At 62.6% G+C, this 26010-nt stretch carries 22 protein-coding genes; 13 read left to right on the top strand and 9 right to left on the bottom strand.

The window, feature by feature from the left end; genetic code table 11:
* Positions 1-92: 92 nt before the first annotated feature.
* The gene (pdhA, locus tag ACGHJ7_RS07165) at positions 93-1181 is read left to right on the top strand and encodes a pyruvate dehydrogenase (acetyl-transferring) E1 component subunit alpha (protein ID WP_390475859.1); all 1089 of its coding nucleotides are present in this window, start codon (positions 93-95) and stop codon (positions 1179-1181) included.
* Positions 1182-1183: 2 nt separating this feature from the next.
* The gene (locus tag ACGHJ7_RS07160) at positions 1184-2593 is read left to right on the top strand and encodes a pyruvate dehydrogenase complex E1 component subunit beta (protein ID WP_390475857.1); all 1410 of its coding nucleotides are present in this window, start codon (positions 1184-1186) and stop codon (positions 2591-2593) included.
* A gap of 31 nt (positions 2594-2624) precedes the next feature.
* On the opposite strand, the gene ACGHJ7_RS07155 is transcribed toward ACGHJ7_RS07160, so the two are convergent.
* Genes ACGHJ7_RS07155 through ACGHJ7_RS07145 form a run of 3 tightly spaced genes read right to left on the bottom strand, consistent with a single transcriptional unit; the run spans position 2625 to position 5976 of the window.
* Positions 2625-3395, bottom strand: a complete 771-nt coding sequence (locus ACGHJ7_RS07155) for a TadE/TadG family type IV pilus assembly protein (protein ID WP_390475855.1) — start codon at positions 3393-3395, stop codon at positions 2625-2627.
* Positions 3396-3448: 53 nt separating this feature from the next.
* A complete protein-coding gene (locus tag ACGHJ7_RS07150) occupies positions 3449-3982 on the bottom strand; it encodes a TadE/TadG family type IV pilus assembly protein (protein ID WP_390475853.1) in 534 nt (177 codons plus the stop codon).
* A gap of 47 nt (positions 3983-4029) precedes the next feature.
* Entirely contained in the window at positions 4030-5976 is a 1947-nt protein-coding gene (locus ACGHJ7_RS07145) for a pilus assembly protein TadG-related protein (protein WP_390475851.1), read from the bottom strand.
* 254 nt (positions 5977-6230) lie between these two features.
* Here ACGHJ7_RS07145 and ACGHJ7_RS07140 point away from each other — a divergent pair, with 254 nt between their 5' ends.
* On the top strand, positions 6231-6878 hold the full coding sequence (locus tag ACGHJ7_RS07140) for a hypothetical protein (protein ID WP_390475849.1): 648 nt from the start codon (positions 6231-6233) through the stop codon (positions 6876-6878).
* Positions 6879-6899: 21 nt separating this feature from the next.
* Positions 6900-7367: a hypothetical protein gene (locus ACGHJ7_RS07135; protein ID WP_390475848.1), complete on the top strand. Its 468-nt coding sequence runs from the start codon at positions 6900-6902 to the stop codon at positions 7365-7367.
* 5 nt (positions 7368-7372) lie between these two features.
* On the opposite strand, the gene trmFO is transcribed toward ACGHJ7_RS07135, so the two are convergent.
* The gene (gene trmFO, locus ACGHJ7_RS07130) at positions 7373-8740 is read right to left on the bottom strand and encodes a methylenetetrahydrofolate--tRNA-(uracil(54)-C(5))-methyltransferase (FADH(2)-oxidizing) TrmFO (RefSeq protein ID WP_390475846.1); all 1368 of its coding nucleotides are present in this window, start codon (positions 8738-8740) and stop codon (positions 7373-7375) included.
* 74 nt (positions 8741-8814) lie between these two features.
* Here trmFO and ACGHJ7_RS07125 point away from each other — a divergent pair, with 74 nt between their 5' ends.
* Positions 8815-9477 (top strand): lysoplasmalogenase family protein, encoded by a 663-nt coding sequence (locus ACGHJ7_RS07125; protein WP_390475844.1) that lies wholly within the window; start codon positions 8815-8817, stop codon positions 9475-9477.
* 36 nt (positions 9478-9513) lie between these two features.
* On the opposite strand, the gene gyrA is transcribed toward ACGHJ7_RS07125, so the two are convergent.
* Positions 9514-12306 carry a DNA gyrase subunit A gene (gyrA, locus tag ACGHJ7_RS07120; protein ID WP_390475842.1) on the bottom strand — a complete coding sequence of 931 codons (2793 nt, stop codon included), beginning with the start codon at positions 12304-12306 and terminating at the stop codon, positions 9514-9516.
* Positions 12307-12613: 307 nt separating this feature from the next.
* Here gyrA and ACGHJ7_RS07115 point away from each other — a divergent pair, with 307 nt between their 5' ends.
* Positions 12614-13933 (top strand): hypothetical protein, encoded by a 1320-nt coding sequence (locus ACGHJ7_RS07115; protein ID WP_390475840.1) that lies wholly within the window; start codon positions 12614-12616, stop codon positions 13931-13933.
* Positions 13934-14008: 75 nt separating this feature from the next.
* On the opposite strand, the gene ACGHJ7_RS07110 is transcribed toward ACGHJ7_RS07115, so the two are convergent.
* Both ACGHJ7_RS07110 and ACGHJ7_RS07105 read right to left on the bottom strand, forming a co-directional pair.
* Positions 14009-14758, bottom strand: a complete 750-nt coding sequence (locus tag ACGHJ7_RS07110; protein ID WP_390475838.1) for an NYN domain-containing protein — start codon at positions 14756-14758, stop codon at positions 14009-14011.
* 43 nt (positions 14759-14801) lie between these two features.
* Positions 14802-15455: a carbonic anhydrase gene (locus ACGHJ7_RS07105; protein WP_390475977.1), complete on the bottom strand. Its 654-nt coding sequence runs from the start codon at positions 15453-15455 to the stop codon at positions 14802-14804.
* Positions 15456-15513: 58 nt separating this feature from the next.
* On the opposite strand from ACGHJ7_RS07105, the gene lipA reads away from it, so the two are divergent.
* Together lipA and ACGHJ7_RS07095 are read left to right on the top strand one after the other, a co-directional pair.
* On the top strand, positions 15514-16473 hold the full coding sequence (gene lipA / locus ACGHJ7_RS07100) for a lipoyl synthase (RefSeq protein ID WP_390475837.1): 960 nt from the start codon (positions 15514-15516) through the stop codon (positions 16471-16473).
* Positions 16473-16934, top strand: a complete 462-nt coding sequence (locus ACGHJ7_RS07095; RefSeq protein ID WP_390475835.1) for a type II toxin-antitoxin system RatA family toxin — start codon at positions 16473-16475, stop codon at positions 16932-16934. Before lipA ends, ACGHJ7_RS07095 begins: the two co-directional genes overlap by 1 nt.
* Here ACGHJ7_RS07095 and ACGHJ7_RS07090 read toward each other — a convergent pair.
* Positions 16895-17395 carry a CinA family protein gene (locus ACGHJ7_RS07090; protein WP_390475833.1) on the bottom strand — a complete coding sequence of 167 codons (501 nt, stop codon included), beginning with the start codon at positions 17393-17395 and terminating at the stop codon, positions 16895-16897. The genes ACGHJ7_RS07095 and ACGHJ7_RS07090 overlap by 40 nt on opposite strands.
* 9 nt (positions 17396-17404) lie before the next feature.
* Positions 17405-18556, bottom strand: a complete 1152-nt coding sequence (locus ACGHJ7_RS07085) for a bifunctional 2-C-methyl-D-erythritol 4-phosphate cytidylyltransferase/2-C-methyl-D-erythritol 2,4-cyclodiphosphate synthase (RefSeq protein WP_390475832.1) — start codon at positions 18554-18556, stop codon at positions 17405-17407.
* A gap of 84 nt (positions 18557-18640) precedes the next feature.
* Here ACGHJ7_RS07085 and dusB point away from each other — a divergent pair, with 84 nt between their 5' ends.
* The 5 genes from dusB (at position 18641) to ACGHJ7_RS07060 (ending at position 25896) form a co-directional block, all read left to right on the top strand.
* Positions 18641-19657, top strand: a complete 1017-nt coding sequence (gene dusB, locus ACGHJ7_RS07080; protein WP_390475829.1) for a tRNA dihydrouridine synthase DusB — start codon at positions 18641-18643, stop codon at positions 19655-19657.
* A gap of 10 nt (positions 19658-19667) precedes the next feature.
* On the top strand, positions 19668-20741 hold the full coding sequence (locus tag ACGHJ7_RS07075) for a nitrogen regulation protein NR(II) (protein ID WP_390475827.1): 1074 nt from the start codon (positions 19668-19670) through the stop codon (positions 20739-20741).
* Positions 20738-22159, top strand: a complete 1422-nt coding sequence (locus ACGHJ7_RS07070) for a sigma-54-dependent transcriptional regulator (protein WP_390475825.1) — start codon at positions 20738-20740, stop codon at positions 22157-22159. The genes ACGHJ7_RS07075 and ACGHJ7_RS07070 overlap by 4 nt, the downstream gene beginning before the upstream one ends.
* Before the next feature lie 109 nt (positions 22160-22268).
* Positions 22269-24452, top strand: coding sequence for an ATP-binding protein (locus tag ACGHJ7_RS07065; protein WP_390475823.1), 2184 nt, complete (start codon positions 22269-22271; stop codon positions 24450-24452).
* 67 nt (positions 24453-24519) lie between these two features.
* On the top strand, positions 24520-25896 hold the full coding sequence (locus ACGHJ7_RS07060; protein WP_390475821.1) for a sigma-54-dependent transcriptional regulator: 1377 nt from the start codon (positions 24520-24522) through the stop codon (positions 25894-25896).
* Positions 25897-26010: the final 114 nt, after the last annotated feature.

The following is a 26010-nucleotide window of genomic DNA, read 5'->3' as shown; positions in this document are numbered from 1 at the left end:
AAACATTGCGAAGCCGTAGCGGTCCTGCCAAGGGAACGGTAGAGGGTGCGGTGCGTCGATAGCCGGTACCCGTGCCGCGCACTGCAAGAGGAATGACGAGCTTGGCCAAGCCTTCGAAAGCCCGCAACACACCCGCCGAACCCGCGACCAAGGATGACGAGGACTTCGCTCTTCACAGCCTGCAGGACGATTTCGAGAAGGCGAAGAAGTTTGCCGCCTCCGAAGAGCAGATGCTGGAGTTCTACGAGCAGATGCTGCTGATCCGCCGGTTCGAAGAGCGCGCAGGACAGCTTTACGGTCTGGGGCTGATCGGCGGTTTCTGCCACCTGTATATCGGCCAGGAAGCGGTCGCCATCGGTCTGCAATCCGCGCTCGACAACGACCGGGACAGCGTGATCACCGGCTACCGCGATCACGGACACATGCTCGCCTACGGCATCGATCCCAATGTCATCATGGCGGAGCTGACCGGTCGCCAGGCGGGCATCTCGAAGGGCAAGGGCGGCTCGATGCACATGTTCAGCACCGAGCATAAATTCTATGGCGGCCACGGTATCGTGGGTGCGCAGGTGTCGCTCGGCGGCGGCCTCGCGCTCGCCCACAAATATCGCGGCGACGGCGGCATCTGCCTCGCCTATTTTGGAGATGGTGCTGCCAACCAGGGGCAGGTCTACGAAACCTTCAACATGGCCGCGCTGTGGAAGCTGCCGATCGTGTTCGTGGTGGAAGACAACCAGTACGCGATGGGCACGGCAACGAAACGGTCGAGCGCGGAAACGCGATTCTATCGCCGTGGCACGGCCTTCCGCATCCCGGGAATGGAAGTGAACGGAATGGACGTTCTGGAAGTCCGCGCCGCTGCGGAGGTCGCGTTCAAATATGTTCGCGACGGGAACGGACCGGTCCTGATGGAACTCAACACCTATCGTTATCGCGGTCACTCCATGTCGGACCCCGCGAAATACCGGACGCGGGAGGAGGTGCAGGACCAGAAGGATCATCATGATCCCATCGACCTGATCAAGAAGACCCTGATCGAAGGCGGCAGGGATGAGGCCGAGCTGAAGGCCATCGACAAGGCCATCCGCGCCCGCGTGTCCGAGGCGGCCGACTTCGCGGAAAATTCGCCCGAGCCGGATGCGTCCGAACTCTACACCGATGTCCTGGTGGAGGAGTACTGAGCATGGCTGTGGAACTGAAAATGCCCGCGCTTTCCCCGACGATGGAGGAAGGAACGCTCGCCAAATGGCTCAAGTCCGAGGGCGATACGATCGAAATCGGTGACATCATCGCCGAGATCGAAACCGACAAGGCGACGATGGAATTCGAAGCCGTCGACGAAGGGACGCTCGGCAAGATCCTTGTCGAGGAAGGCACGGAGAACGTGGCGGTCGGCACCGTCATCGCCATGCTGGCAGGCGACGGCGAAGACGCGAGCGATATGGACGCGCCAGAAGCCGGTTCGGAGGCTGCCGAGGAGCAGGCAAAGACCGACGTAGAAGGCGAAGGCAAGGATGTGGGCCGCGAGCCTTCCGAAGCCGAGGCGACGAAGCCTGCGAAACAGGAACGTGCCGCTGTCGCCGACCCTGCCGTGCCCGAAGGCACCTCCATGACTTCCACCAGCGTTCGCGAAGCCCTGCGCGATGCAATGGCCGAGGAAATGCGCCGGGACGACCGGGTCTTCGTGATGGGCGAGGAAGTCGCCGAGTATCAGGGCGCCTACAAGGTAACGCAGGGCCTGCTGGATGAATTCGGCGACAAGCGGGTGATCGATACGCCGATTACCGAATACGGTTTTGCCGGCATCGGCACCGGCGCGGCGATGGGCGGCCTGCGCCCGGTCGTGGAATTCATGACCTTCAACTTCGCGATGCAGGCGATCGACCACATCGTGAACTCTGCGGCCAAGACAAATTACATGTCGGGCGGGCAGATGCGCTGTCCCGTCGTGTTCCGGGGGCCGAATGCCGCCGCCAGCCGGGTGGGGGCGCAGCACAGCCAGAATTACGGCCCGTGGTATGCCAGCGTGCCCGGCCTGATTGTCATCGCACCATACGATTCAGCGGACGCCAAGGGCCTGCTGAAAGCCGCAATCCGGACGGAAGACCCCGTCGTATTCCTTGAAAACGAACTGGTTTATGGTCGCAGCTTCGATGTGCCCGATATGGACGACTGGGTCCTGCCCATCGGCCAGGCGCGCATCATGCGCGAGGGTAGCGATGTCACGATTGTCGCCTATTCGATTGCCGTCGGGCTTGCTTTGGAAGCGGCCGAGCAGCTTGCCGGAGAGGGGATCGATGCAGAAGTCATCGACCTTCGTACGCTGCGCCCCCTCGACAAGAGGACCGTCCTCGAAAGCCTGAAGAAAACGAACCGCCTGGTCGTCGCCGAGGAAGGCTGGCCAACTTGCTCCATCGCTTCGGAAATCATCGCGATCTGCATGGAGGAGGGCTTCGACGACCTCGACGCGCCGGTGCTGCGGGTCACGGACGAAGAGGTGCCGCTGCCCTACGCTGCCAATCTGGAAAAGCTGGCGATCCTCGACAGCGACCGGATCGTGAAGGCCGTTAAGAAGGTTTGTTACGTGGATTAAGACCGAGGCGGTTTAAAAGCGCTGGAGCGGGTCACATTTTTCCGCCGGGGCCGCCTTTGCCGGGGCCGCCACCACCACCACCGCCGCCGCCGCTGGTTCCGCCTCCGCCCGAGCTGCCTCCGCCCGGACCGCCACCGGGGCCGTGCATGCCTCCACCGGGATTGACGATTCCGCCCGAACCTGCCTCGCCTGAGAGGTCATCGAAGGTCGTGCATGAAGCCACCGGGTCGGGTGACGTAGTGTCCCGCTGGTAGATCTGGGTCAGGTCGCGGTCGGCGCGGACGGTGAAAGAGGAATAGGCGTGGATACGCCCCTCTCCGACGAAAGTCGCACCGAAGAGTGGCTGGAAATCATAGGCGATTTCCACGAACATAACGGCATCGCCGGGCAGCGCTTTCACCTTCTGGGTCATCGGACCCATGCCCTGGAACGAGCCGCCCTTGACGCCTTCCTGGCCATAGGTCGAAACCCAGCCCAGCTTGCCCTTGCAGCGCTGCCAGTGGATCCATTGCTGGGCCGTGTTGTCGGGGTTGGTTTCCAGGCTGGAAATGATGACCCGGCCATGTTCGAAGATATCGAGGTTGCCGACCTGGAGGTCGACGCCGACAAGCAGGTCGTTGATATCCGCTTCGTAGATTGCGCGGTTGTCCAGGGTCGATACGTCCCCGATGCGCGAGGCATTGTCGGCCACGTGGATCGCGGCCTGGTTCACCTTCATGTGGACGACCGTGAGATAGGCCGTTTCCATTCCATACAGCGAGATGCCCAGCAGCAAGGGGGCAGCCAGCGCGAATTCCGTCATCGCGACGCCGCTTCGGTTGCGCAGGAGCGCTTTGCATTTGCGGCCGAATGCGGTCACAGGCAATTCTCCGTCGCAGGTGCCACTTCATTGATATCGTAGGGCTGGTTGCGGAGCACAGTCGTGGAGCTCGTCGTATAGGTCGAAGGAAGGCCGACGAACGATGCCACCGGGAAGAAGCGGTCGAAGGTCATCGTCGCCTTCAGAACCACGGCGTTGCGCGCGCCGCCCTGGCCGGACAGCCCGCGATCGGTATCGTAGACGCCATTCGCATTGACATCCTCGAACGGCTCTCCGTCATTGCACACCCCATCGGAGTTCAGGTCGGTGAAGTCTTCCGGCCGGCCGATATCGGTATATTCCGCATAAGCGGTGCGGGCGAACGTGATGCTGGCATTGGGGACTGCCGCATGGACCTGTTCCTCGACACGGTTGTCTATCGTGGAAGTCGTCGCATTCTCGATCGTGGAGTTGCGCCCAGCCTCCTGCATGGCACCTTCCAGGATGGCAGTCGCGTAGATGTTGTAGCTGATATCGAAAATGCCCATTAGCAGGGTCATCAGGACAGGCGCGATAAGCCCGAATTCCATGAGCGTCGCACCGCTCTGGTCGTTTGAAAATCTTCGCAAGATCGCCATTATTTGCTGACCCTCAGGTCGCCCATGGACCTCGCGATCGACGCGAAGGCCTCGTCGAGCTGAGCGGCGTTGGCGGCCTCGAAATAATGGCCGGGACCAGCACAGTCGGTCATCGCCGCATTAACGGAGGTGCCGAATGCAATCACCCAGACGGTCGTGTTCTTCTTCTTGATCTCCCGGCAGGCGAACTTGAACCGTTCCTCCACAGTCTGGACGAGCGACATCGAGGATGTGTCAGGGTCCCACCGCCTCTTGTCGAGCGGCTCGACGCCATAGGGGCCGTAAGCCACATCATAAGGTTCCGTCTGGCCATCGGTCAGGAAAATAAGGTGGCGGGTCGTCGGCTTGTTGTTCGATTCGTCCGCGTTCTCTGCCGCGAAAAGGCCATCCGGGCTCAGCAGGCGGGCGCCCCAGATCATGCCGATGTCGTGATAGGTGGCGCCCTTCGGCGTCAGTGTCGCAAGGTAGGTCTCGATCTCGGTCTTGGTCATCTCGGCCAGATTCTGCGCAGGTTCCGGACATTCCGACATCCACCAGTAACCTGTGCGAGAGAAAGTCTTGCTGGTGCGCACGTCGTCGGGCGTAAAGGATCCCCCACCGCCACCGGTAAGGGACCGCGCATAGACGAGGTCCGGCCGCCGCGGCCCCCACTGGGTCCCGGCGGTGCCGTCGGGAACATGGTCAATATCCAGGTCGAGCGCACGCGTCAGGTCGACGGAGGCATAGTCGCTGATCTGATAGGTCGGGAGTTCTTCCATGCAGCCAAGCGTGGTCGTCCGCCAGTCCGCAACATTCCTGTTCAGCTGGGTATAGAGGAAGAAATTCTCGGTATTTTCCGATGGGTCCGTGATGCGGTCGAAGAAGTGAACGAACTCGTCGAAGTTCTGGCTTTCGACCGTACAGGTCTCTCCGTTCAGGGTCGTTCGATACAGCGTTCCGTTTTCATACCGCTGCATCTCGTCGATCTCGCGCGTTCCTGCAGGCGGACCGGCAAACGGTTCGCTCGATTGTCCCAGCAGGGTGTCCGTTTTTGTGAAGGAGTTCGCAGGCTGGCTACCCTCGCAGACCCAGCGCTCGGGCGTGTAGGAACCGTTCCTCTCGTCCTGGCCACTGGTTGGCGGGGTTTGCACAGCAGGGTAGTATGTTGCGTCATAGGTACTTTCGACCTGCCAGTCGCTTCTGGAGCCCGATACGTAAGCCCAGTTCGTATCATATGTCCGCGTGCCCGGTGTGGTTTCGCTTCCGTCCTGTTTACGGCTTTGATACTGCCAGGTGTTCGCAACCCACTGGTTTTCGAGAAGGTGACCAGCATTCACGTTGGTCGCATACGGGACGAACCCAAAACGGATGCGCGTATCGGGCGCTTTCGCTTCCTCGAGGTTTCCGGCGAACGCGGTGATCACGCTGCGCATGGAATCCATGCGCGACTGCGTATCCCCTGAATTCGTGTGCCGCATTGACCCGGTCGTATCGAGCACCATCATGATGTCGAGATTGGTGAAGTTCATCCGCGACCCGCACGAGACGGCAATCGGGATATTGTTCTTGCCGAAAATCCCCATGACGGCAGTGGGTAAGTTGGCGCTGGCGGCGCCGGTGATTGCGAAGTCTTCTTCCAGCGTCATGACGAAGGAAAGCTCCGTCGTATCGTACCGCCCTTCAGGGAAATTCAGGTCAAAAAAGCTCTTTCCTGTCATTCTGACCTGGCCGAGGACATGACCGCTGGGTGGAAGGTCCGAACCCAGGCGCTTCCGGGCAGCCAGCGTCCCGGCGTCGCAGGCCTGCTGAAGACGGCTCTGTGCGACATAGCCGCGGCCGATATCGACCGCACTGCCGACCATCGCGACAAGCGGGGCCGTCGCTGCGGCCACAATGGCGAGCGTATTGCCTGAACGGTCTCGCAGGAGGCGGGACAGGAGAGGTTTGGAAAAGGCTGCCGGTTTCATCACAGGATGCCCGTAACGTGGCCCACGTAAGCGTTTCCCTTACGGACAAGGTTAATTCCTTAGGAGATTGGAGGCGTACCGTAAAAAGCTGAAAATCCAGCCGGGGTAAGGAGCCAGGCCAGCATTCCTAAGCGCAACCCGGTTAAGATTTGGAATCGATTGGGAATTCGCGAGAAGTCGCTGGATATGGGCCGCGTGCGCATTACCGGGCGACAACGGTTGACAGGCACGGCGAGAGGTAACGAATGGCGACGATGGATACTCTGGACCTTCAGGAAATTCCGCCGGCGATGAAGCTCGCAGCGAGCTCTGCGACCGGTCAGGACAGGCGCTTCTTTCATGCGCTGTTCCTGCTCGATGCACGTCTGGGCCGCGCGGTGAGGGAAGCGAGCGAGCCGATCATCGCGCAGCTCAAACTGGCCTGGTGGCGCGACAGGTTCGCTGACAAGCCGGAGAACTGGCCGAAGGGAGAGCCGCTGCTCGAGGAACTGGCGAACTGGGGTGGCGAAGCTGCCGGGCTGGGCGCGCTCGTCGATGGCTGGGAGGTGCTTGCGACCGGACAGTCATTGTCTGCAAGCGACATCGAAGGCTTCGTTGGTGGACGCTCTGCTGCCTGGCTGGCGCTCGCCCGGGCGTTGCAGCCGGATATCGATGACAAATTGGCGGGCAGGGTCGACGATGCCGCGCGCTTATTTGCCCTGGCGGACCTGAAGGAACGCGGTGTGCCAGTACCCGATGCCAGTTCACCGGTGTCCGGCACATTGTCCCGTCTTCCCCGGCGGCTTCGGCCCTTTTCCGTTCTCGCCGGTCTCGGGCAAAGGGCTCTTCGCAAGGATCGCCCGATTTTCGATGGATTTCCGGCTCTTGCGCTTGCCATGCGGCATGGCCTAGTCGGGCGGTGAGGACAGGGAATAGGGGACGCGATGGATCGAATGATATTGGGCGCGGTGCTGGCCTTGATGCTGGCCAGCGTCGGGATGTTCTGGTGGCAGGGCAGGGCCCAGGTGGAGGAAGCCGCACCTCCTCCCGAACCGGCTCCTGAAGCCACCGAAACGCCGGCCGAGCCCGAACTGCCCGAAGTCGATCCGGGCGAGATGCGCGGTCCTACCCCTCCGGAGGCTACGCAGTTGAGCCGCGAACAGCGGCGGTTTTTCCGCTACGACCGCAACCGCGATCTCGCGATTACGCGGGCCGAAATGCTGTCCACAAGGACGAACGCTTTCAGGAAACTCGACAGGGATGGCAACAACCTGCTGACCTTCGAGGAATGGGCCGTATCGACCGCGACGAAGTTCGACGGGGCCGATGCCGATGGCGACCGCAAGCTGACGCAGGCCGAATTCGCCACGACGGCGCCCAAACCGAGGAAGAAACCGGCCTGCCGGTGCTGACCCGCTTATGCGGGCACGGTATCGAGCTGCGCGATCCAGTCCCGCATATCGGCCTTGGCGCGGGTGGTATAGGCCTCCTTGCGCTGCTTCTTCTTGACGTCGTGCAGTGGCGGGAAGAGGCCGAAATTGACGTTCATCGGCTGATACGTCTCCGCTTCGGCATCCCCGGTAATGTGCGACAGGAGCGCGCCCAGGGCAGAGGTGCGGGGCGGTCCGACCCATGTGTCCCCGGCCAGTTCGGCAGCGGCCATCATTCCGGCCACGAGGCCCACTGCACTGCTTTCGACATAGCCCTCGCAGCCGGTAATCTGCCCCGCAAAGCGGACGTTCTCCATGCCCTTCAGGCGCAACTGGCGATCCAGCACCAGGGGGGAATTCAGGAAGGTGTTGCGGTGCAATCCGCCCAGCCGCGCGAATTCGGCGTTTTGTAGCCCCGGGATCGTGCGGAACAGTTCGACCTGCGCGCCGTATTTCAGCTTCGTCTGGAAGCCGACCATGTTCCACAAAGTGCCCAGCTTGTTGTCCTGTCGCAGCTGCACCACCGCATAGGGCCAGCGGCCCTGCGGGAATTCGGGAGTGACATCGCGCGGATTGTCGAGGCCGACGGGCTTCATCGGTCCATAGCGCAGCGTGTCGACACCGCGTGAGGCCATGACTTCGATCGGCATGCAGCCATCGAAATAGGGGGTGTTCTCCTCCCATTCCTTGAACTCGGTCTTCTCGCCATCGATCAGGCCCTGATGGAAAGCGAGGTATTCGTCCTTCGTCATCGGACAGTTGATGTAATCGCCGTCTTCGTTGGAAGCTTCGTTGCGCTTGTTCCAGCGCGACTGGATCCAGCAAACGTCCATGTCGATGCTGTCACGGTGGACGATCGGCGCGATGGCATCGAAGAAGGCGAGGCGTTCTTCCCCGGTCGCGCGCACGATGCTCTGGGCAAGAGAGGCCGCAGTCAGGGGACCGGTGGCCACGATGACCGGTTCATCTGCCGGAAGAGTATCGATTCGCTCGCGCACAACGGTAATGTTAGGATGCACGGACAGGGTGCGCTCCACCTCTTCGGAAAAGACATCGCGGTCCACCGCCATGGCAGAGCCTGCTGGAACCCTGGCCTTCTCGCCGGCCCGCATGACGAGCGAATCGAGCCGCCGCATTTCGTGATGCAGCAGCCCCACGGCATTTTTCTCGTCATCGTCGGATCGGAAGGAATTTGAACACACAAGTTCCGCCAGGCCGTCGGTCTGGTGCGCGTCGGTCGTGTCGCCGCTGCCGCGCATTTCCGACAGGCGAACCTTGAAGCCTCGCCGGGCGAGTTGCCATGCCGCTTCGCTGCCGGCCAGTCCGCCGCCGATGATATGGATATCGTGTGTCATGATTGGTCGTGTCCTTACGCGGGCCGCATCTAGGTCTTGCTCCGCATGCCCTGCAAGCCCTAGCGGTTGTCCTGATGGCCCGACTACCTGTTTCCACCCGCACACTTGCCCATGAACGGCCCTGGTTGCTGGTCGCCCTGACCGGTGCGGTCGCATGGTATTTCCTGTCGGATAATGAAATCGGCGGGCTTTACCTGATTTTGCTGAAGGGGGTGGGGGCTGCTGCTCTAGGGGTCTATTGCTGGCGACGGCTGAGCGGAACGGACGGTGTGCTGATCGGCACGGTCATGGCCCTTTCGGCCCTTGGCGACATGGCCATCGAACTGGACTTTCGCGCCGGAGGGGCAGCGTTCTTCGCCGCGCATGTCACTGCGATCGCACTATACCTGCGGCATCCTCGCCAGGCCCTCTCCAATAGCCAGAGGATGGCAGGCGCCGCCTTGCTGCTGCTTACTCCTGCAGTGTCCTATTTCCTGATGCTGGACTGGGCGGTCACGCTTTACGGGCTGGCGCTGGGCGGCATGGCCGCGGCGGCATGGTGGAGTGCGTTTCCCCGCTACCGCGTCGGTCTGGGGGCGGTCCTCTTCGTCATTTCCGACCTGCTGATCTTCGCCCGAATGGGACCGCTCGGGTGGGAGGAGATCGGCGACCTGCTGATCTGGCCGGTATATTTCGCCGGCCAGTTCCTGATTGCGACGGGCGTGGTCCAGACCATGCGAGCGCGCGGCTCCGCCTGACCCGGACCACACCCGGTCGGTGATGCATCTGCCAAGCTATTCCGGCGGAGCTTCGCCTTCATTGCTGTCGCGGTCCATGGTCGTCTCCGGCGCGGTTTCGTCGCCGCCGCCGCGCTTCTCGACCATCTCTTCCACGATGGCTTCTTCCGCTTCGTTTTCCGGAGATTCGTCCTCGTCGATCCGGACGGCGGATACGATCGTCTCGCCCTTCGCAACGTCGAACAGGCGGACGCCGGACGATGCACGCCCGATGACGCGCAAGCTGTCGAGGCCGATACGGATCAGCTTCGCCTGGTCGGTGACCAGCATCAACTGGTCGTTCTGCGTCGCCGTGAAGCTGGCGACGACTTCGCCATTGCGAGGGATATTGTCGATATTGGTGATGCCCATACCGCCGCGGCCCGCCTTGCGATATTCGTAAGCGGACGACAGTTTGCCATAACCATTGGCACAGACGGTCAGGATGAATTGTTCCTCCTCGGCCATCTTCGCATGATCATCGGACAGGGCAGGGGCGTCCTCGTCGGCCTTCCAGGGTGCAACCTTCAGATACGCCTCGCGCTGGTCGGGCGTGGCGCTTCCCTCGTGAAGGATGGAGAGCGAGACGACCGCATCACCGTCTTCCTTGAACTTCATGCCGCGAACGCCGGTAGAGGTGCGCGACGTGAACTCGCGGACATCCTCCCCGGCAAAGCGGATCGCCTTGCCGAGTCGGGTGGCGAGAAGGACGTCGTCGCCTGCCTCGAGCAGCGCCACGCCGATCAGTTCGTCATCGCTGTCGGCGTCGAACTTCATCGCGAACTTGCCGTTGCTGGGAATATTGGTGAAGGCGTCCATGCTGTTGCGCCGGACATTGCCCTTCGCGGTGACGAAGACCACGCTGAGCGCGCCCCACATGTCCTCGTCCTCGGGCAGGGGGAGCACGGTGCGGATCGTCTCGCCATCGTCGAGGGAGGGCAGCATGTTGATGATCGGCCTCCCGCGCGTGGCGGGTCCGCCTTCGGGCAGCTTCCACACCTTCATCCGGTAGACCTTGCCCATCGTGCTGAAGAACAGGACGGGATTGTGGGTGCTGGTGACGAACATCTCGCTCACCGCGTCCTCGTCCTTCGTCGCCATTCCGGCACGGCCCTTGCCGCCCCGGTTCTGGGCCCGGAAGGTCGAAAGCGGCGTGCGCTTTATGTAACCGTCATGGGTGACGGTCACGACCATCTCGTCGCGCTCGATCAGGTCCTCGTCGTCGATCCCGTCCCACGCGGGCGCGATTTCGGATACCCGGGGCGTGGCGTAGAGTTCGCGGATCTCCGACAGTTCGTCGCGCAGCACGCCGTAGAGCTTCACCCGGTCTGCGAGAATGGCGAGGTATTCCTCGATCGCGACGCTCAGCTCCTTGAGTTCGTCGCCGATCTCGTCGCGGCCGAGCGCTGTCAGGCGGTGAAGTCGCAGGTCGAGGATCGCCTTCACCTGGCGTTCGGACAGGCGATAGGTTCCGCCTTCCTGTTCCGCGTCCGGCTCGATCGCTTCGACCAGACGGATATACTGGGCAATCTCGCCAATCGGCCATTCGCGTGTGCGCAGTTTCTCGCGGGCGATCTGGGGGTTCGACGAACCGCGGATGATCGCGACGACCTCGTCGAGGTTCGATACGGCGACGACCAGGCCGAGCAAGACGTGCGCCCGCTCGCGCACCTTGTTCAGTTCGAACTTCGTGCGGCGGGTAATGACCTCTTCGCGGAACGAGATGAAGGCCTGGATGATGTCGCGCAGCGACAGCGTTTCCGGGCGGCCGCCGCGAATGGCCAGCATGTTGGCCGGGAAGCTCGACTGCGCCGGGGTGTAGCGCCAGATCTGGTTCAGCACGACTTCCGCCGAGGCATCGCGCTTCAGGTCGACGACGACGCGCACGCCTTCGCGGCTGCTTTCGTCGCGAATGTCGGAGATGCCCTCGATCCGCTTGTCCTTTGCCGCCTCGGCGATTTTCTCGACCAGGCCCGATTTGCCGACCTGGAAGGGAATCGAGGTCAGGACGATCGACTGGCGGTCGCCGGAGCGTGTCTCGATTTCGTGGCGCGCCCGCATGAGGATCGAACCGCGGCCGGTCGTGTACGCGGCACGCGCGCCGGACTGGCCGAGGATGAGCGGGGCGGTCGGGAAATCGGGGCCGGGAATGAACTCGACCAGCTCTTCGGACGAGATCCCCGGATTGTCGAGATAGGCGAAGCAGCCGTCGATGACCTCACCCAGATTGTGCGGGGGAATATTGGTCGCCATGCCGACGGCGATGCCGCCGGCGCCGTTGACCAGCAGGTTCGGGAACCGTGCGGGCAGGACGGACGGTTCCTGAATACGGCCGTCGTAATTGTCGACGAAATCGACCGTGTCCTTGTCGAGGTCGTCGAGCAGGGTGTTGGCAACCTTGGCCAGCTTGGCCTCGGTATAGCGCATGGAGGCGGGCGGGTCCGGGTCCATCGACCCGAAATTGCCCTGGCCATCGACTAGCGGCACGCGCAGCGACCAGTCCTGCGTCATACGGGCGAGCGCATCGTAGATCGCGCTGTCGCCATGCGGGTGATAGTCGCCCATCACGTCGCCGACGATCTTCGCGCTCTTCACATAGGGCCGCCCGGCGACGAAATTGCCCTGCTTGCTGGCGTAGAGGATGCGGCGGTGAACGGGTTTCAGGCCGTCGCGCACATCGGGCAGCGCACGGCTGACGATCACGCTCATCGCGTAATCGAGATAGCTCGTCTTCATCTCGTCGACGATATCGATCCGCTCGAAATCGCCGGGGGACTGGGGCGGGGAAAGGGTGTCTGTATCGTCGCTCAAGGCTGGGTCTCGCTACATGGCGGTGCAAACCGGAACAGGGCCGGTTTCGGCAATGGGAATGAGTTTAGGGGAGATCACCCCGCGGAGGAAGCTTCAGGCCCCCCAGATAGGGTTCGCAGGCCGCGTTTTCCACATATCAGGGCCGAATGGCGCAGAATGGTGCGCCGCATCATTCAATCGCCATTCAGCGCCCGTATCCTACGCTTTGGCAATCAAATCGGCACCACCGGCTTGCACGAGCGTTAAAACATGTGCAGCCCGCGCGGGCCTCAAACAGGTTTACCGAGTTTCTTGGGAGAAAATAAGAATGTTCGCATCCCCTTTTGCACGTCGTCGCAGCACCGGCCGTTTCGGTGCCAGCGCCGCTCTCGCCGTCGCATTGATGGGCGGAACCGCCCTTGGCGTGACCGCTCTCGAAGTGCCGGCCCATGCCCAGAAGAAGGCCGAGAAGCCGCAATATTCGAAGGGCTTCGTCGCTGCCTATCAGCCTGTCGACGAGATGCTGAAGGCGGAGACGCCCGACCTCAACGCGGCGAAGGCCGCGCTGCCCGGCGTCCTTGCCGCATCGGAAACGCCTGACGACAAGTATGCGACCGGCGGCCTCTACTACAATGTCGGACGTCTGACGGAAGATAACAACCTTCAGCTGGAAGGCGTCAAGCAGATGCTCGGCAGCGGCAAGACCAGTGCCGAGAATGTTGCCAAGTTCAACACCCTGGCCGGCCAGCTGTCCTACAATGCGCAGGACTATGCGACCGCTCGCACCTATCTCGAGCGTGCGGTGGAAGCGGGCGCCAGCGAGGTCGAACTGACCGGCCTGATTGCCGAGACGTATCTCAACGAAGGGCGCACGCAGGACGGGCTGACCTATCTGCGCGGCACGATCAACGATCTCGTCGCCGCCGGACAGCCGGTGGACGAAGCGTGGATCAAGCGCGGCCTGTCGGCCGCCTACGAAGCCAACAATGCAGAGGAGGCGGTGCAGTACAGCCTCCTCTATGTCGACCAGTTCCCGTCGGAAAGCGCGTGGGGCGATGCGATCGCGATCCAGCGCAACATGCTGCAGTACGATTCGCAGCAGACGCTCGACCTTCTTCGCTTGGCACGCCGTGCCAATGTCCTGCGTAGCGAGCGCGACTATCTCGACTATGTGGACGCCGCCGATGCGCGCCGTCTGCCGGGTGAAGTCGATGCCGTGATCGCGGAAGGTCTGGCCGATGGAAATCTGTCGGAAAGCAATCCCTACGTCGTCGAAGTACGCAACAATGCGCGTGGCCGGGTGGACGCCGACAGGGCCGAATTGCCGAAGCTGGCAGCAGATGCCCGCAAGGCCGGTGCTGACAGCGCGCTGCTGATGGCGACGGGTGACGCCTATCTGAACTACGACCGTGCGGCCGAAGCCGAGGAATTCTACACCATGGCTCTCGACAAGCCGGGCGTGGACACCCCCCGTGTTCTGACCCGCCTGGGCATCGCCCAGCTCGATCAGGGCAAGACGGAGGAAGCCCGTGCGACCTTCGCGCAGGTCGAGGGTGCTCGCCGCGCCATCGCCCGTCTGTGGAACGCCTATGCCGGGCGCGACATGGCCGCGGCTCCGGCAACGACGGCAGAGCAGCCGTCGAGCTGACAGGACTGACCTGAGAAAGAAAACGGCGCGGATCGAGAGATCCGCGCCGTTTTTCTTTGTCCAGTCGGAGCCTGCTCAGCGAAGGCGGCGCACGTAAAGCTGGCCGTTGGACCCGCGCTTGATGTCGAAACGGTCGAGCGAGCGGAACATCTCGGACAATTGCTTGAACCCGTAATTGCGCACATCGAAACTGGAACGGTTGCCCGCGATCTGGCCGACTTCCTGCAAACGGGCGTATCCGTCGTCATCGCGGTTCGACGCTTTCCAAGCTTCGCCCAGCAGGTCGATCAGCTCTTCCTCGACGGCGTTGTCTGCGATTTGCGGCTCGGGCGGAGTGTCGCCCTTCTTCCGGCTCGCGGACTGGCTGCGTTCCGGGCGGTCGCCGCGCATCAGCTTGTCGACATCGATGAAACGGGTGCAGGCGGTTTTCAGCGCCATCGGGGTCTTTCCGTCACCGAAGCAGTAAACGGGGAGACCATCCTGCCTCAGCCGGGTGACGAGCGGGGTGAAATCGCTGTCGCTGCTCATGATGCCGAACCCGTCGACCTTGCCCTGGTAGAGCAGATCGACCGCGTCGATGCTCATGGCCATGTCGGTGGCGTTCTTTCCGCGCGTCAGGTCGAACTGCTGGTGCGGACGGATGCCGTACCGGTTGGTGATGTCGCCCCATTTTTTCAGCGCGTCCTTGGCCCAGTTGCCATAGGCGCGCCGGATATTGACCTGCCCCAGCTCCGCCAGGACGGTCAAAACGCTGTCGATGCCACGCGGATTGACGTTGTCGGCATCGATCAGGAGGGCGATGTTCTTTGCATCCATTTCAGACATGGATACGGCCTTGGCACTGGCGCGATGCGGTTACAAGCGCGCCCTAGGTAACGGAGGCGAACTTTCCGCTATCTTCGTCCAGCAGGTTCAGAACGCCATGCGAGATGGCAAAATAGGCACCGCGCAGCTTCAGCGTGCCGGCGCTTTCCTTCTCCTGCACGCAAGGGAAGGTGCGCAGGTTCTGCAGGCTGACGCGAACCGCCTCGTGCTCCATCGCGCGCAGGGCATCGCGGCCTTCGGAGCCGAATTCGCCGGAGACCTTTACCACCGCTTCATCGAGCATGGAGATCCACTGGGCGACGAAACCGCCTTCGCCCGGGCGTGCATCGGCCATGGACTTTGTCAGGGCCGCTTCGCAGCCGCCGCACATCCCGTGGCCCATCACGACGACCTCCTTCACCTTCAGGACCTGGACCGCGAATTCCAGCGCTGCCGACACGCCGTGCTGTCCGGGCGTGGTTTCGTAGGGAGGGACCAGCGCGGCCACGTTGCGGACGACGAAAATCTGGCCCGGATCGACATCGAAGATCTGCGCGGGATCGACCCGGCTGTCGCTGCAGGCGATGACCATGACTTCCGGCGATTGTCCCTCGCGCAGCTGCGCCCAGCGCTTGCGATGGGGTTCCCAGCCGGTCTCACGGAAATTGCGGTAGCCGGAGATCAGCGAGTCGAGCGGAGGCGTGGTTTCCTTGGTCATGCGACGCTTCATACCGCCGCCATTGTCACTGGCAAGCGGGACGCCTAGATGGGCGGGCATGAACGATCTTTCCGGCACCCCCAAGCCCGACAGCGAACGCCCCGCACGCCAGCGCAAGCCGGACTGGATCCGGGTGAAGGCGCCTGTCAGCAAGGGGTATCACGAAACGCGCACCCTGATGCGCGATCTCGGTCTCAATACGGTCTGCGAAGAAGCCGCCTGCCCGAATATCGGGGAGTGCTGGGAGAAGAAACACGCGACCGTGATGATCCTCGGCGATGTGTGCACCCGTGCCTGTGCCTTCTGCAACGTGAAGACCGGAATGCCGCGCATCGTCGACAAGATGGAGCCGGAGAACGTCGCCGTTGCGGCGGGCAAGATGGGGCTGGAGCATATCGTGATCACGAGCGTGGATCGCGACGATCTGCCCGATGGCGGCGCCGACCAGTTCGTGAAGGTCATCAAGGCACTGCGACGCGAGACGCCCGATACGACGATCGAGATCCTGACACCCGATTTTCGCGGCAAGATGCGCGCGGCGGTCGAGGCGATCTGCGAGGCAGGTCCCGACGTCTACAACCACAATCTGGAAACTGTGCCACGGCTGTATCCGACCATCAGGCCGGGGGCGCGTTATTATGCCTCCATCCGTCTGCTGGAAGAGGTGAAGGCGCACGACCCGATGATCTTCACGAAATCCGGCATCATGCTTGGTCTCGGCGAGCAACGGCTCGAAGTGCATCAGGTGATGGACGACATGCGCAGTGCAGACATCGATTTCATGACGATGGGCCAGTACCTCCAGCCCACGCCGAAACACGCCAAGGTCGAGGATTTCGTGACCCCGAAGGCCTTCGATGCCTTCGGCGCCATTGCGCGGGCAAAGGGGTTCCTGCAGGTCGCATCCTCGCCACTGACGCGGTCCAGCTATCATGCGGGTGACGACTTCGCCCAGATGAAGGCGGCGCGGGAGGCAAAGCTGGCGAAGTCGGGAGCGAGGTCGGGGGCGGGGGCCTGATGCCTGGCATCCGAGAAACCCGCGAGCTACCTTATAGCCGCGAACAGATGTTCGACTTGGTGGCGGATGTCGGCAGGTACCGTGAATTCCTTCCCTGGGTCGTCGCGACCCGGGTTCGTTCCGACAGCGAGGTAGAGATGATTGCCGACATGGTCGTCGGCTTCAAGGCCATCCGCGAAAGCTTCACGTCACGCGTGGAGAAGAAACGGCCGGAATATCTGAGAGTTCACTATGTCGACGGGCCGCTGCGCGATCTCGACAATACGTGGCAATTCGAAGAGCGCGAGGGAGGGGGCTGCCGCATCCACTTCTGCGTCGATTTCACGTTCAAGAACCGCGTCTTCGAAGCGATGGCAGGGCAATATTTCGACCGGGCTTTCCGCAAGATGGTGACCGCATTCGAAACGCGGGCGGACGCGCTTTACGGTAGCAGCAATTCCAGTGCGCAAAGCGTCGCCTGACGGCGGATTTCCGCGCGTCCCACATCGCCGAACCGCTTGAGCTCGCCTTCCGGCTCGTCTTCGCTATCCCGGATGGCGCGGGCGAAAACGACCGTTCCGACCGGCTTGGTCGCGGTGCCTCCGCCGGGGCCGGCGACGCCGCTGATGGCCACGGCCACATCTGCGCCTGAATGCTTGAGCGCCCCCTGCGCCATGGCCCAGACGCATGCGATGGACACGGCACCGAAGGTTTCGATGATGTCGCTGGGTACGTCCAGCATCTCCATCTTTGCTTCGTTTGAGTAGGTCACGAACCCGCGGTCGAGCACGGATGACGAACCGGGTATTTCGGTCAGCGCGCCGGAGACGAGGCCGCCGGTACAGCTTTCGGCGAGCACAACCTTGCGACCGGAAGCGGTATTGGCTTCAACGACCTTTGCCGCGAGTTGCGCGATATCGTCAGGCAGGAGCATTTCGGACATGGGGCGCCCCTACGCCTGCAGGACCATTGTCGCAACGGCCTGGGCGGCAATACCTTCGCCGCGTCCCGTAAAGCCCAGCCGCTCGGTCGTGGTTGCCTTGACGCTGATGGCGGACGCTTCGCTGCCTATGATCTCGGCGATCCGCGTCTGCATGGCATTGCGGTGCGGACCGATCTTCGGCTCTTCGCAGATCAGTGTCAGGTCGATATTTCCAACCGTGTAGCCCGCCTCTGCGGCAAGCTTCACGGCATGGGCCAGGAACTGGTCGGAGGACGCACCGGCCCATTCTTCGTCGCCGGGCGGGAAATGTTGCCCGATATCGCCCTTCGCCACCGCGCCCAGAATCGCATCCGTGATCGCATGCAGGCCGACATCGGCATCGCTGTGCCCCGCAAGGCCGCGAGGATGATCCAGCCGGATGCCGCACAGCCACAGTTCCTCGCCATCGGCCAGGCGGTGGACATCGTAACCCATGCCCGTCCGCACAGGCGGTAAAGCTGTCATGAAATCCTCCGAGAATGTAAGTTTGCGCAGGTCTTCGCTGCCGCGGACAAGGGCAATACTGCCACCGTGCGCACGCAGGACCTGCGCGTCGTCCCCTGCAAGCGGTGCGCCCCTCCATGCGTCATGCGCTGCAAGGATCGCTTCGTAGCGGAAGGCCTGCGGTGTCTGGACGCGCTTTAAGACCTCGCGGTCGGCGCTGCCATCCATGACGCCGTCTTTCTCTACTGCCAGGCTGTCGACGACCGGCAGGACGGGGATTGCGCCCGTATGTTCCGTCAGCGCTGCAAGCAGCCGCTCCATGACGGCAAGCGGCACGATCGGCCGGGCGGCGTCATGGATCAGCACATGGTCCGTGTCCCCGCCGCGAAGGGCGTGCAGTGCATTGGCGACCGATCCTTGCCGGGTTTCCGCGCCGATGACGAAAGAAAGGCGTTCGTCTTCGTCAACTGCCTGCCTCGCCACGTCATCGCCCCCGTCAGGGATTGCGATGACGATGCGGGAGGCGCCGGCCGAGAGAAACCGTTCGACCGAATGTCGCAGCACCGGCTTGCCCCGCCATGATGCAAATTGCTTCGGCACGGGCTGGTCCGCCCGCAAGCCCTTGCCGGCTGCGACAATGACGACCGAAAACGGGGGGAGGGCGGATGGATCGCTCATCTTCGCGGCGGCGCTACGCGCTTGCGGTTCGGACTGCAATCCACTAGGCGCGTGCCCAATATTTAGGCAAACATTGTTACCACCATGACACCTGCCCAGCCTCCCTATCCCCCCAAACCCATTCAGGTGGGCGGGGTGACGATCGATACGCCCGTCGTCCTTGCCCCGATGACCGGGGTCACCGACATGCCGTTTCGCATGCTGGTGCGCCGCTACGGATCGGGTCTCAACGTAACCGAGATGATGGCGAGCCAGGCGGCCATCCGCGAAACCCGCCAGAGCATCCAGAAAGCCGAGTGGGACGTTACCGAGGACCCGATTTCCATGCAGCTGGTCGGCTGCGATCCCGAAAGCATGGGTGAAGCTGCCAAGCTGAGCGAGGACAAGGGCGCCGCCATCATCGACATCAATTTCGGCTGCCCGGTCCGCAAGGTGACGAACGGGATGGCCGGCAGTGCGCTGATGCGCGAGGTCCCGCTGGCGACCAGATTGATGGAAGCAACGGTTAAGGCGGTCGATGTCCCGGTTACCGTCAAGATGCGGATGGGGTGGGACCATTCCAGCCTGAATGCGCCGGAACTGGCGAAGATCGCGGAGGATCTGGGCGTCAGGATGATCACGGTCCACGGCCGCACCCGCAACCAGATGTACAAGGGCAGCGCCGACTGGTCCTTCGTCCGCAAGGTGAAGGAAGCGGTCTCGATCCCGGTCATCGTCAACGGCGATATCTGCACGGTCGAGGACGCTGCGAACGCGCTGGAGCAATCGGGTGCAGATGGCCTGATGATCGGCCGCGGAGCCTATGGCAAGCCATGGCTGCTGGGCCAGGTCATGCACTGGTGGAAGACCGGGCAAACGCTTGCGAGCCCCGATTTCGACGAACAGTACGAAACCGTGATCGAGCATTACGAAAGGATGCTCGACCTTTATGGCCGCGATGTCGGGGCCAAGGTCGCGCGCAAGCATCTCGGTTGGTATACCAAGGGCATGCACGGCTCGGCAGAGTTCCGTAATCACGTGAACTTCATCGACGATCCCGACCAGGTGCTCGGCGAGCTGGAGCGTTTCTACGAACCGTTCCGTCATCGCCGCGCAGCGTGAGGCGCCCCTAATGAGCGTACCGGTGGCTGCGCCGGACCACCGGACACAGGTTTCCAGCCTGATCTTCGCATTCGTGCTGATCGACCCCGGCGGAATCATACGCGAGGCGAACCAGTCGACGGAGAACCTGCTGGGAAAGGGCGCGAGCCGCCTGCTCGGCAAGCCGTTCCGCGAAACCGCGAATATCGCGGACGAGCGCGTTGGACGGCTGCTGGATGAACCCGATACCGTGCTGACGGCCCGCGGTATCACGATCGGCGACATGCCGGGAAGGCTGGTGAACCTGACGATCTCGCCGGTGTCGGCGGAGCCGGGGTGGCGCGTGATCACACTGTCCGATGCAGGCCAGGCCGACATGGCGGACGATCCGCAGCCGTCCGATATCGCTGCACCAGCGGTCCTCGCGCATGAAATCAAGAACCCCCTCGCAGCCATTCGCGGGGCCAGCCAGCTTCTTCAGCGCAAGCTGCCGGAAGGGGACCAGGGCCTTGCGCGGCTGGTGACGGCGGAAGTCGACCGGATCGCCCGGATGATCGACCGTATGCAGAAGCTGGGGAGCAAGCAGGTCGACCCGCTTGAGCCCATCAACCTGCACGAGGTCATACGCAACGCGCTGGGCGTCGTGCGCTCGGTAGAAGGCGCACCCGAGGTGACATTTACCGAGGAGTTCGACCCCTCCTTGCCCGCGGTCATCGCCAGCCGCGATGCGCTGCAGCAGGTGCTGATCAACCTGCTGGGGAACGCACGCGACGCCTGTGCCGGGGAAGACCATCCCTGCGTGACCATCAGGACGCGCTATGTGACGGGGCTGGTCATGAACGTGCTGCGCCGTGGCCGCGGACGCTCCGTTTCCCTGCCGATCGAGATTACCGTCAGCGACAACGGACCGGGCATCGATCCCGCCATTGCGGAACGGGTATTCGAACCGTTCGTGACTTCGAAAAAGGGTGGTCAGGGCCTTGGCCTCGCACTGGTGCGTAAACTTGTGCGGGACATGGATGGCCGTATCGCGAACGAGCGGGATCGCAGTGCGGGTCTGACCAGGTTCCGGATCCATCTTGCCGAAGCGAAGGATGCGAAATGAGCGCCCCCAAAGACATTCTCGTGGTCGAGGACGATCCGGCTATCGCGACCGTCATTGTCTCCGCGCTGGAATCGGACGGCTATTCGGTGACACATTGCACCGGGATCGCTGACCGCGACGCATTGCTGGCGAAACGGTCCTACGCGGCAATGCTGACCGATGTGATGCTCGAAGACGGTGACGGGATTGCCGCGCTCGACACCGTGCGGTCCCTCGCGCCGTCCATGCCCTTTATCGTCCTGTCGGCCCAGAACACGCTCGACACGGCTGTGCGGGCCAGCGAGAACGAAGCGTTCGAGTATTTCCCGAAGCCCTTCGATCTGGACGAGCTTCTGCGTGCTGTCCGGCAAGCCGCCGGTCAAGGGGCGAGCGCGGTGGCCGACGACGCGGCGGGCGACGGAATGCCCCTCGTCGGGCGCAGCCAGGCGATGCAGGCGGTCTTCCGCATGATCGCCCGTGTCCTGCGCAACGACCTGACGGTTCTGGTTACCGGTGAATCCGGCACAGGCAAGGAACTGGTGGCCGAGGCGATCCACCAGCTGGGTCATCGCAAGACCGGACCCTTCGTCGCCGTGAATGCTGCGGCCATCCCCCACGACCTGATCGAAAGCGAGCTGTTCGGACACGAGAAAGGCGCGTTCACCGGCGCGACGGCGCAGGCGATCGGCAAGTTCGAGCAGGCCAATGGTGGCACGCTATTTCTCGACGAGATCGGCGACATGCCGGTGGAAGCTCAGACCCGGCTCCTGCGGGCGCTGCAATCGGGCAGGATCCGCCGGGTCGGAGGGCGTCAGGACGTGGCCGTCGACGTTCGCATCGTGACGGCCACCAATCGCGATCTGGGACCGATGATCGCCGCCGGGACGTTCCGCGAAGACCTCTATTACCGCCTCGCCGTCGTTCCGATCGAGCTTCCCCCTCTCAGGGAGCGGCGCGAGGATATCGGGATGCTGGCAAACCACTTCCTGGCACAGGCTGTGGAGGAAGGGCTGCCGAGGCGAGGCCTGTCCGAAAAGGCAATCGACCGCCTGTCTCGTCTCGAATGGCGCGGGAATGTGCGCGAGCTCAGGAACCTGGTCTTCCGGCTCGCCATCATGGCACGCGAGGATGTCATTACCGATGAGCTGGTCGAGGAAATCACCTCCCGGGAAAGCGCTGCGCGTCCCGCTGCGAGGAACGAGGAGCAGGGCTTGTCGGCGGCGATTGCGGAATGGCTGGAGCGAACCAATCCACCGTCGGGAGCCCTCCACCGCAAGGCGCAGGCAGCCTTCGAAAAACCCCTTTTCGAAGAAGTGCTGCGCCGGACCGGCGGCAACCAGCTGCGTGCTGCCGCCATGCTCGGGATCAATCGCAATACGCTGCGCAAGAGGCTGAGCGACCTTTCGATAGACGCCGAACTGTTTACCACGCGCGCCTGACGGAGCGGCGGCCTGCAATTTTCCCCTTGCCGAGAAGTCACACCACTGTTGTAATCACGCAACGATGGTAGACGCAGCGCAACAGACCACACGGAGGAGCCCGCGCTGGATGCGCCGCTTCGTCGTGGCGTCGCGCCGGGCGAATATCTTCCTGCTGCTGGAACTGGTGACACTGGCAGCCGTGCTCGGGATGATAGCGACGACATGGGCGGCTTTCAGGAATGCCCCGCCGGACGGCCAGCTATTGCCCACGGGTCAGGTCGCGATCCTCCTGATCGGTACCATGATACCGGCCATGGCCCTGCTGGTCCTGTGCGGACGGCGTCTTGCCATCCGCCGCGCTGCCGGCAGCACGGCGCGGCTTCATGTCAGGCTGGTGTTCCTTTTCTCGTTGATCGCTGCGGTGCCGACCTTGCTGGTAGCAGGCTTCGCCGCGGTGCTGTTCCAGTCGGGTGTCGATTTCTGGTTTTCCGGCAATTCGCGCGGCCTGATGGAAAACGCGAACGAACTTGCGCGCGGATATTACGAGCAGAACCAGCTGGAAGTTGCGAACGAGACGGTCACGATGGCCGGCGACCTGCGTTTCTATTTTGCCAATACGGGCGAGCTCGATCTCACGAACACGGAGTTTCTCGAAGACTTCAGCTACCAGATGCAAGGCCGGGAAATCAACGAATCCGCCGTCTTGCAGGCATTCCCCGACGGGACGCTGACGACGGCGGCTGCATTCAATCTGCGAGAGGATTCCCAGCCTGCCGAGCGCGGCGAACTGGCTCTTGGGGTATTCTCCGACCAGGAACCTGTCGCGGTGTTCGCCGATGCGACGCGCATCGAGGCGGTGGCGCCGATCGATGCTGCGCGCGGAATTTACCTCTACAATGCCCGCAATTCCGAAGCGCTCTCCTTCAGCCAGTGGGAGCGGGCAAGCTCCGTCGTGTCGCAATATGATGTGCTGACCAGCAGAGCGAGGGCGCTGCAGCTTCGCTTCAACCTCGCCCTCTTCTTCGTCAGCCTTTTCCTGGTGGGGCTTGCCGTGTGGTTCGCGCTCAGGTTCGCGGATCGACAGGTGGAGCCACTGACCGATCTCGTTGCTGCAGCGCGGAAAGTTGGGGCAGGCAATTTCTCCCTGCGCGTGGAAGGTCGCACGGGGGCCGACGAGATCGGTCTGCTGAACCGCGCATTCAACCGCATGACAGCACAGATCGAATCGCAGACAGACGACCTGAAGCTCGCCAATTTGCAGCTCGACGATCGTCGCAGCTTCATGGAAGCTTTGCTGGAATCGATTACCGCCGGCATCATTTCGGTCGATTCCGAAGGTCAGATCCTGCTGATGAATGGATCGGCGCAGTCGCTCCTGCTGCCTGCCGGGGTGGATGGTACCGAAGGATTGTCGCTCGACGCGCTTGCGCCGCAGATGAGCGCGCTGGTGCAGTCTGGAATAGGGCAGGGCGTCGTCAGCTTCGACAAGGGCGGCGAAATCCTGACCCTCGCGGTGAAGAACTCTGCGGCCGCTGGCGGTTTCGTCATTACCTTCGAGGACATCACCCGGCAGCTTCTGGATCAGCGGCAGGCTGCCTGGTCGGATGTCGCCCGGCGGATCGCGCATGAGATCAAGAATCCACTGACTCCCATCCAGCTTGCGACAGAACGATTGAAGCGCCGCTATCGCCGCCAGATCGAGCAGGATGGCGAGTTGTTCGATGAACTGACGAGCACGATCGTGCGGCAGGTCGGCCAATTGCGGACCATGGTCGACGAATTTTCCAGCTTCGCGCGCTTGCCAAAGCCGGTATTTCGGCAGGAAGACGCGCTGGATCTCGTCCGCCAATCGCTATTCCTGCAGGAAGTGGCGCATCCCGAAATCGATTTCCGGTTCGATGCCAGGGACGCCGGGCCGATCGAGATTGCCTGCGATCGCCACCAGTTCGGACAGGCGATGATCAATGTACTGAAAAACGCAGCCGAAGCCATCGATGCGCGGGAAGGGGCTGCGGAACCTGACTTTCGCGGCCGCGTCGCGGTAACCGTTACCGCAGATACCAACTGGCTCGATATTGCCGTCGAAGACAATGGTATCGGCCTGCCCATGGAAAGCGAAAGCTTGCTCCAACCCTATGTGACGACGCGCGAGAAGGGCACCGGTCTCGGTCTCGCCATCGTGAACAAGATCGTCGAGGAACATGGCGGCGCGATGAGTTTCGCCCGCGCCGATCACGGAGACACCGGAACGCGCGTTTCCATGCGGTTCGCCCGCCAGCCGCAGATGGCCGGGCAGGAGGCCGCGGAATGAGCTGCCCGAACACGCACACGACACTTGGTCAAACACAGATGATACTGCACGCAAGGATGGATGCCTGATGGCTCTCGAAATTCTCGTAGTCGACGACGAAAAAGATATTCGCGACCTGGTTTCCGGGGTCCTCAGCGACGAGGGCTTCGACTGCCGCACCGCAGGCGACAGCGATAGCGCGCTGGAGATGATCGACGAGAGACGGCCCAGCCTCGTGCTGTTGGATGTCTGGCTGCATGGCAGCAAGATGGACGGCCTGGAGGTGCTCGACGCGATCAAGCAGCGCGAACCCGAACTGCCCGTGATTATCTTCTCGGGCCACGGGAATATCGATACGGCGGTCTCGGCGGTTTCGCGTGGCGCGATGGACTTCCTGGAAAAGCCATTCGAGGCGGAGCGCCTCCTCATGCTGGTAGGCCGGGCGACGGAGACGGAGCGTCTTCGCCGCGAGAATATCCAGCTGCGTGAAGGGCAATCGGCGAGCGACGAGTTCACCGGCAACTCGACCGCGATCAACCAGGTCCGCGCTACGCTGAAGCGTGTCGCCAACACCGGCAGCAGGGTTCTGGTGACCGGACCTGCGGGTGCTGGCAAGGAAGTGGCCGCCCGGTTGCTTCATGCATGGAGCCCCAGGGCCAACCACGCTTTCGTGACGGTCAATTCGGCCCGCATCACGTCCGAACGGTTCGAGCACGAGCTCTTCGGCGAGGAGGCGGATGGAAAGCTGGTTCGGGCAGGCCTGCTGGAAAAGGCCGACGGGGGTACGCTCTTTCTCGACGAGGTTGCCGACATGCCGCTGGCAACCCAGGCACGCATCCTGCGGGTGCTGACCGAGCAGAGCTTCGTCCGCGTCGGCGGGTCACGCCAGATCGGGGTGGATGTGCGTGTCGTATCGTCGACGTCCCGCGACCTCCAGCAGGAAATCGAAGACAAGCGGTTCCGCGAAGACCTCTTCTATCGCCTGAACGTCGTGCCGGTGACGATCCCATCGCTGGCAGAAAGACGCGATGATGTGCCTGCGCTCGCGGAGCATTTCTTCACCCGCTACGCCTCCGAGCAGGGCATACGGCCCCCCGAAATCACGCAGGAGGCCATGGCAGCGCTCCAGGCCTACGAATGGCCGGGCAATGTCCGCCAGCTTCGCAATGTCGTCGAGCGGACGGTCATCCTGTCCCCGCGCGACCGGATCGAAGAGGTGCAACCCGACATGCTGCCGGCCGAAGTCACTAGCGGCAAGATCGGCGGTGGAACAGGGATGTCGACGCTGATGGGCGTGCCGTTGCGCGAGGCGCGGGAGAACTTCGAACGGGAATATCTCGGGATCCAGATCCGCCGCTTTTCCGGCAACATCTCGAAGACCGCCAGCTTTATCGGGATGGAGCGTTCGGCACTTCACCGGAAATTGAAGATTTTGGGGATGACCGAACGCAAGAATGATGACTAGATAGGAACCGGAACCGATGCAGCGTTGCATCGGTTTCGTTCAATAAGCCATGGCGCTTGTCCCGCCATGCGAACCGGTTGCACCTCCCGTGCGACCTGATTGCGGACCGCCCGT

This window comes from Altererythrobacter sp. MTPC7 (assembly GCF_042851395.1).
In the GTDB taxonomy this organism is placed as follows: domain Bacteria; phylum Pseudomonadota; class Alphaproteobacteria; order Sphingomonadales; family Sphingomonadaceae; genus CAJXSN01.
Note: the sequence above shows the minus strand (reverse complement) of the source record. Positions and strands in the feature narration are given on the sequence as shown.